Annotated in this window: 7 protein-coding genes and 1 pseudogene; all 8 read left to right on the forward strand. The window is 66.9% G+C overall.

Features of this window, described 5'->3' with window-relative positions:
* Window positions 1-964 (forward strand): 1-deoxy-D-xylulose-5-phosphate reductoisomerase (gene dxr / locus ACH107_RS27910; protein WP_412508981.1); only part of this gene is annotated, 964 nt, incomplete at its 5' end.
* Between the two features lie 14 nt (window positions 965-978).
* Window positions 979-2310 carry an RIP metalloprotease RseP gene (rseP, locus tag ACH107_RS27915; protein ID WP_412508983.1) on the forward strand — a complete coding sequence of 444 codons (1332 nt, stop codon included), beginning with the start codon at window positions 979-981 and terminating at the stop codon, window positions 2308-2310.
* A gap of 74 nt (window positions 2311-2384) precedes the next feature.
* On the forward strand, window positions 2385-2513 hold the full coding sequence (locus tag ACH107_RS27920) for a hypothetical protein (protein WP_310691058.1): 129 nt from the start codon (window positions 2385-2387) through the stop codon (window positions 2511-2513).
* Window positions 2514-2677: 164 nt separating this feature from the next.
* A complete protein-coding gene (gene bamA / locus ACH107_RS27925; RefSeq protein ID WP_412508984.1) occupies window positions 2678-4999 on the forward strand; it encodes an outer membrane protein assembly factor BamA in 2322 nt (773 codons plus the stop codon).
* Window positions 4999-5583: an OmpH family outer membrane protein gene (locus tag ACH107_RS27930; RefSeq protein WP_412508986.1), complete on the forward strand. Its 585-nt coding sequence runs from the start codon at window positions 4999-5001 to the stop codon at window positions 5581-5583. The genes bamA and ACH107_RS27930 overlap by 1 nt, the downstream gene beginning before the upstream one ends.
* A gap of 62 nt (window positions 5584-5645) precedes the next feature.
* Entirely contained in the window at window positions 5646-6107 is a 462-nt protein-coding gene (gene fabZ, locus ACH107_RS27935; RefSeq protein ID WP_412508987.1) for a 3-hydroxyacyl-ACP dehydratase FabZ, read from the forward strand.
* The gene (gene lpxA, locus ACH107_RS27940; RefSeq protein ID WP_310691054.1) at window positions 6104-6886 is read left to right on the forward strand and encodes an acyl-ACP--UDP-N-acetylglucosamine O-acyltransferase; all 783 of its coding nucleotides are present in this window, start codon (window positions 6104-6106) and stop codon (window positions 6884-6886) included. The genes fabZ and lpxA overlap by 4 nt, the downstream gene beginning before the upstream one ends.
* Window positions 6886-7410 (forward strand): annotated as a pseudogene (locus ACH107_RS27945) (LpxI family protein); the annotation flags it as partial. The gene lpxA and the pseudogene ACH107_RS27945, both read left to right, overlap by 1 nt.

Genomic DNA, 7410 nt, shown 5'->3' on the forward strand with positions numbered 1-7410 from the left:
GGCGCTCGCCGGATCGAGCGTCGAGGCCGCCGCCGGGGCCGGGGCCATCGTTGAGGCCGCAGCCCGGCCGGCCGACTGGATCATGTCGGCCATTGTCGGCGCCGCGGGCTTGCCGCCGGGGCTGGCGGCGCTGGATCAGGGGAGCACGCTGGCGCTGGCCAACAAGGAATCGCTGGTCACCGCCGGTCCGCTGCTGCTGGGACAGGCGGCGCGCCGCGGTGCCACGGTCCTGCCCGTGGACAGCGAGCATTCGGCCATCTTCCAGGCGCTGGCGGGCGAGGATATCGCCACGGTCGAGCGCGTCATCATCACCGCCAGCGGCGGGGCCTTCCGGGATCGTCCGCCAAAGGATCTGGCACGGGTCACCGTTGCCGAGGCCTCGGCCCACCCCAACTGGGACATGGGCCAGCGGATCACCATCGACAGCGCCTCAATGTTCAACAAGGCCATGGAACTTATTGAAACGCATGAGTTCTTTGGCATCGCGCCCGACCGGATCGAGGCCATCGTCCACCCCGAGAGCCTGGTTCATGCACTGGTGGGCTTTACCGACGGGGCGCTGATGGCCCATGTCGGCCCTGCGGACATGCGCCATGCCATCGGCTATGCCCTGCACTGGCCCAACCGTGGCCCGGTCCCGGTCGAGCGGCTGGACCTTGCCCGCATCGGCCGGCTGAATTTCCGCGAAGCCTGCCCCGCGCGCTATCCGGCGCTGGCGCTGGCGCATCGGGTGATGGCCCAGGGCGGGCTGGCCGGGGCCCTGTTCAACGGCGCCAAGGAGGCCGCGCTGGATGCCTTCATCGCGGGCGAGATCGGGTTTCTGGACATGGCGCGCCTGGTCGAGGCGGTGCTCGACGAGACATTGTCCCGCGAGGGGCTGCAAAATGACACGATCACCCTAGATAGCGTGCAACACGCAGACGCGCTGGCCCGCCGCGCCGCCCGCGCCCGGATCGCGCAGTAGAAAAGAGCCTGACCTTGGATTTCACGAATTTCATCCCGAATTTCGGCAGCCCCGTACTGACCGTTCTAGCCTTCATCCTGGCGCTGTCCATCATCGTGGCGATCCATGAATACGGCCACTACATCGTTGGCCGCTGGTCGGGGATCGACGCCGAGGTCTTTTCCATCGGCTTCGGCCCGGTGATCTGGTCGGGCATGGACAAGCGCGGCACCCGCTGGCAGTTGGCGGCGCTGCCGCTGGGCGGCTACGTCAAGTTCCTGGGCGACGGCAACGCGGCCAGCGTCGGCGGCGACGGGGCCACGGAAAAGGCCCGAAACACCATGCTGGGCGCGCCGCTCTGGGCGCGCGCGGCGACAGTGGCCGCCGGGCCGGTGTTCAACTTCATCCTGTCGTTCTTCATCTTCGCCGCGCTGCTGGTCTCGCTTGGTCAGCCGATGACGCCGCTGACGGTCTCCAGCGTGCCGGACTGGCCCGAGAGCCGCGCCATGGAACTGGAGCCGGGCGATACCATCCTGACCATCGAGGGCCGGCCGCTGAACTACCCCGAGGGGTTCGGCGCGGCGCTGGAGGCTCTGCCATCGGTGGCCGCGCTCGCCTACGAGGTCCGGCGCGACGGGGCGCGCATGACCGTGCAGGGCCCGCATCCGGCGCCCTCACGGGTGCAGTCGATCACGCCGCGCTCGGCCGCGGATGATGCCGGGCTGCGCATCGGCGACCTGATCCTCGCGATGAACGAGACCCCGGTCTACAGCTTCATGGACATGGTCGATGTGGTGAATGCCACCGGCGGGGAACCGATCACCTTCGACGTCTGGCGCGAGGGCGAACGCCGCGAGGAGGTGCTGACCCCGCGCATGGTCGCCATCCCCCAGGAGGATGGCTCGATGCGCGACCAGCCCAAGATCGGCGTCGGCAACGGCGGGCTGTTCTTCGAACCCGAGACCATGTCCGTGGGCCTTTGGGAGTCCGTGAAACTGGGCGCACAGCAGGTCTGGTTCATCATCGCGCAGTCGCTGAACGGGATGTGGCATATCATTTCGGGGGCGATTTCCACCTGTAACCTGTCCGGCCCGGTGGGCATCGCGGAAACCGCCGGGTCCATGGCCAGCCAGGGGGCGGAATCCTTCATCACCTTCATCGCGGTGATGTCCACGGCGATCGGTCTGCTCAACCTGTTCCCGATCCCGGTTCTGGACGGCGGGCACCTGGTGTTCCATGCATGGGAAGCGGTGACCGGCAAGCCGCCCAGCGATGGCGCGCTGCGGGTTCTCATGGCGATCGGGCTTTCTCTGATCGGCACGCTGATGATTTTCGCGATCGCCAACGACCTGTTCCTGTGCCCCTGAGTTTCCCCGGGAGTGCCTTCATTCGGTCATGATCGCCGTCGAACCTGTCGGCATTGACGCGAAAGGAGGGGCCCATGCGGACGCTCACTGAAGGATATCACGGCATTTCCCTGCTGTTCGATCTCAACCGGGATCGAGTTTTCTATCTCGGTGCCCTCGCGGCCGCGCTGATGCTGGGGGCCTGGGTCGGCAGTGCACCCTAGCACCGGGTGCCCCGGGACGGGGACGCCAGCATGGCGGGGTCGGATGCTGCATGGGTAACGCGATCCAACTGTCGACGACCGCGGCGTCCCGAACCTGTGCTTTGACAAGCGCGATGCCGGGGGATAGACCATCCGCATCTGGGATGTCTGAACGAGCATATAACATGAGCAGTCTTGCCGCGCGCGTGCCGACGCGTTCTTCCGGGTCTTTCCGGGGACCCATCCGGGCCCTTGGCCTCGTATGCGTCGTGGTGCTTATGGCGCTGCCGGCGGGCATGGCCCGCGCACAGAGCTACAGTTTCAGCAATGTTCAGGTTGAGGGCAACCAGCGCATCGAGACCGCCACGATCCTGAGCTTCCTGGGCTTTGGCCAGGGCGAGACGGTCTCGGCGGGCGAGGTGAACGACGCCGCCCAGCGCATTCGGGACACCGGCCTTTTCGAGACGGTCTCCGTCACCCCGCGCGGCGGAACGCTTGTGATTGCCGTGGACGAGAATCCCACCGTCAACCGCATCAATTTCGAGGGCAATTCCAGGCTTGGGGACGAGGAACTTGCCCCGCTGGTGCGCACGCAGGCGCGCCGGGTCTATTCCCCCTCGCAGGCCGAGGCCGACACCGCGCGAATCGTCGAGGCCTATGCCGAGCAGGGCCGCATCAACGCCAGCGTCACGCCGCGCATCATCCGGCGCAGCGACAACCGCGTGGACCTGGTCTTCGAGATTTCCGAGGGCGGCGTCAGCGAGGTGGAGCGGATCAGCTTCGTCGGCAACCGCACCTATTCCGACCGGCGCCTGCGCCGCGTGCTGGAAACCAAGCAGGCCGGCCTGCTGCGCGCGATCATCCAGAACGACACCTTCGTTTCGGATCGAATCGAATTCGACCGCCAGGTGCTGACCGATTTCTACCGCTCGCGCGGCTACGTGGATTTCGAGGTTCTCAACGTCGACGCGGCGCTGACCCGTGCCCGCGACGCCTACCTGATCACCTTCAACGTGCAGGAAGGCCAGAAGTTCCGCGTGGGCGACGTGCAGGTCACGTCCGAGGTGCCCGAGGCCGACCCGGCAATGTTCGAACAGGCCCTGAAGCTGCGTTCCGGTGTGGTCTATTCGCCCACGCTGATCGAACGCGACATCGCGCGGCTGGAACGCCTAGCCATCCGCGAGGGGCTGAACCTGGTCCGCGCGGACCCGCGCATCTCGCGCAATGACCGCGCGCTGACGCTGGACGTGAATTTCGCGCTGACCCGCGGCGAACGCATCTTCGTCGAGCGGATCGACATCGAGGGCAACAGCACCACGCTCGACCGGGTGATCCGCTCGCAGTTCGACGTGGTCGAGGGCGACCCCTTCAACCCGCGCCAGATCCGCCAGAGCGCCGAACGCATCCGCGCCCTGGGCTTTTTCTCCAACGTGGACGTGAACACCCGCGAGGGATCGAACCCCGACCAGGTCGTTGTTGATGTGGACGTGGACGAAGGCCCTACCGGCTCGCTGTCCTTCGGCGGCAATTATTCGACGGACAACGGGTTCTCGCTGCTGGCCTCCTACAATCAGCGCAACCTGCTGGGCCGCGGGCAGGCGCTGGCCTTCGACCTGCAGTGGTCGGAAGACGCCCAGAACCTGAGCCTCGATTTCACCGAGCCGCGCCTGCTGGGCCGCGACCTGCGCTTCGGCTTTTCGGTCGATTACCGCCAGACCGACAACCAGGGGTCCACGCTTTACGACACGCGGAATTTCGGCCTGCGCCCGTCGCTGAACTTCCCGGTCAGCGAGAACGGCCGCCTGACGGTCTACTACGAATACGACTACACCGACCTGTTCAACATCGACTCGAACTCAACCTACATCGAGGATGACAAGGGGTCGGTCGGCACCAACAGCCTCGGCTATACCTACAGCTTCGACACGCGCCGCACCGGGCTCAACCCGACGGCCGGCGTGCTGCTGCGTTTCGGCCAGCAGTTCGGCTTTGGCGACAACACCTTCATCAAGACATCGGCGCGGGCGACCGCGCAAACCCTTGTCCTCAACGAGGAGGTGACGCTGCGCGCCACACTCGAGGGCGGGGCGCTGGCCTACAACGACGGCCAAAGCCGGATCACCGACCGTTACTTCCTGGGCAGCCGCATGATGCGTGGCTTCGAGCCGGGTGGCATCGGCCCGCGTGATGCCGCTGAAGGCGATGCCTTGGGGGGTAACTACTTTGCCGTCGCGCGGCTCGAGGCCGAATTCTCCTTGGGCCTGCCCGAGGAATACGGGATCTCCGGTGGTGTCTTCCTCGACCACGGGTCGGTCTGGGACATCGGACGCGACTTTGCTCCGGGTGAGGTCGAGTATAATGACTTCACGCCCCGCACCGTGGCCGGGGTCTCGATCTTCTGGACCACGCCCATCGGGCCGCTGCGGTTCAACTTCTCCGAGCCGATCGACGTGCAGCCCGAAGACAAGACCCAGGGCTTTGACCTGACCATCTCGACGGAGTTCTGATGCCCCGCGCCACGCGCTGGCTGGCAATCCTGACGCTGGCGCTGCTGGGGCAGGGCGCCATGGCGCAAGACGGGGCCGAAGTGCCCCAGGGCGGGGATTTCCCTGTCGCCACGACGGACACGCCGATCCTGACCATCGACCTGGAACAGTTGTTCCAGGAGTCCCAGTTCGGCAAGGCCGTGGTCGAGGATTACAACGCCGAGCGCCGCGCCCTGGCCAACGAGAACCGCAATATCGCCGAGGATCTGCGCGCCGAGGAACTGGATCTGACCGAGCGCCGCCCCGACATGGACCCGGAGGTCTTTCGTGAAGAGGCCGCCGCCTTCGATGAGAAGGCCCGGGGCATCCGCAACGCCCAGGACGCCAAGGAGACCGCGATCGAGGAAAGCCTGGAGCGCGCCCAGGACGACTTCGTCCGGGTCATCCAGCCGATCCTGGGCGAGATCCTGACCGACCGCGGCGCCTCGGTCATCATGCATCAGCAGTCGGTGCTGCTCTCGCTTGACCGGATCGACATCACCGAGGCCGCCATTGCCCGCATCGACGATCAGATCGGCGACGGTGCCGCCTTCCGGCAGGACTGAGCCCGCTTGCCCCGCCCCGGCCCAGTTGCTAACCCCTCTCAGGCCATCCTGCAGGAGTTCCCATGACCGAGCCCGTGACAACCGCCGACATCCAGCTGATCCAGCGCATCCTGCCGCATCGCTATCCCTTCCTTCTGGTCGACAAGGTGGTGGATATCGCGGGCACCACGTCGGCCCGCGGACTCAAGAATGTCACCATGAACGAGCCGCATTTCCAGGGCCATTTTCCGGGCACGCCGATCATGCCCGGCGTGACCATCATCGAGGCCATGGCCCAGACCGCCGCCGTCATGGTGGGCAGCACCCTGGGCCTGGCCGACAAGAACATGCTGATCTACTTCATGGGAATCGACAACGCCAAGTTCCGCCGCAAGGTCGTCCCCGGCGACGTGCTGGAGATGCAGGTCGAGACCACGCGCGGCAAGCCCGGCGGCAAGGTCTGGAAGTTCAAGGGCGTCGCCACGGTCGAGGACGAGATGGCCGCCGAGGCCGATTTCACCGCCATGATGGACCTGTCCGGGTGAGCACCGACATTCATCCCAGCGCCATCGTCGAGCCCGGCGCCGAGCTCGGCGCGGGCTGCCGTGTCGGGCCCTTCTGCATGGTCGGCCCGCAGGTCCGGCTGGGCGACGGGGTCGCGCTCAAGTCCCATGTCGTGGTCACCGGCGACACCCATGTCGGCGCGGGCACGACGATTTTTCCCTTCTCGGTGATCGGCGAGATCCCCCAGGACCTCAAGTTCGGCGGCGAAGAGACCCGGCTGCGCATCGGCGCGCGCAACCGCATCCGCGAGCATGTCACCATGAACAGCGGTACCGCCGGCGGCGGCGGCGTGACGCGGGTGGGCGACGACGGCCTGTTCATGGCCGGGTGCCACATCGCCCATGACGCGCAGATCGGCGACAACGTGATCATCGTCAACCAGAGCGCCATCGCCGGGCATGTCGTCATCGAGGATGACGTGATCGTCGGCGGGCTCTGCGGCGTGCATCAGTTCGTGCGCATCGGCAAGGGCGCCATCATCGGCGCGCTGTCCATGGTGGCCAATGACGTGATCCCGCATGGCCTCGTGCAGGGGCCGCGCGGGGCGCTGGACGGGCTCAACCTCGTGGGGCTCAAGCGCCGGGGGGTGAACCGTGCGGACATCACCGCGCTGCGGGCCGCATTCCAAACGCTGCGCGACGGCGAGGGCAGCTTCATGGACCGGGCCCGGCGCCTGTCGGAAGAAAGCGACAGTGCCTATGTGGCCGAGATGGTCGCCTTCATCCTGGGCGAGAGCGACCGCAACTTCCTGACGCCCTGATGCTGGCGCTGGTCGCAGGGCAGGGCGGTCTGCCGCCCCACCTGGCCCGGGTGCTGGCCGATCGCAGCGAACCGCCCCTGATCTGCGAAATGGCGCCGTTTTCCTCCGAGGTGGCGGGCGATTTCCAGCGCCTGAGCTTTCGATTGGAAACCCTGGGCCGTTTTCTTGCCACGCTGGTGGAGCGCGGCGTGACGCAGGTCTGCCTGGCTGGGGCGGTGCGGCGTCCAGAGGTGGACCCCACGCGCATCGACGCCCTGACCGCACCGCTTGTGCCGCGCCTGACGGCGGCCATGGCCCTGGGCGACGACGGTACCCTGCGCGAGATCATCGCGATCATAGAGGACCACGGGCTGGCGGTGGTCGGCGCGCATCAGGTCGATCCCGATCTGGTCCCGCCCGAGGGCCTGGTCTGCGGCACCCTGCCCGCGGGGATCGAGGCAGATCAGGCCGCCGCCCGCGCCGCGCTTGCCGAGATGGGCCGCGCTGACATGGTCGAGGCCCGGTGGGGGCCGACGGCCGCGCTC

The organism is Roseovarius halophilus (ex Wu et al. 2025), from assembly GCF_047086965.1.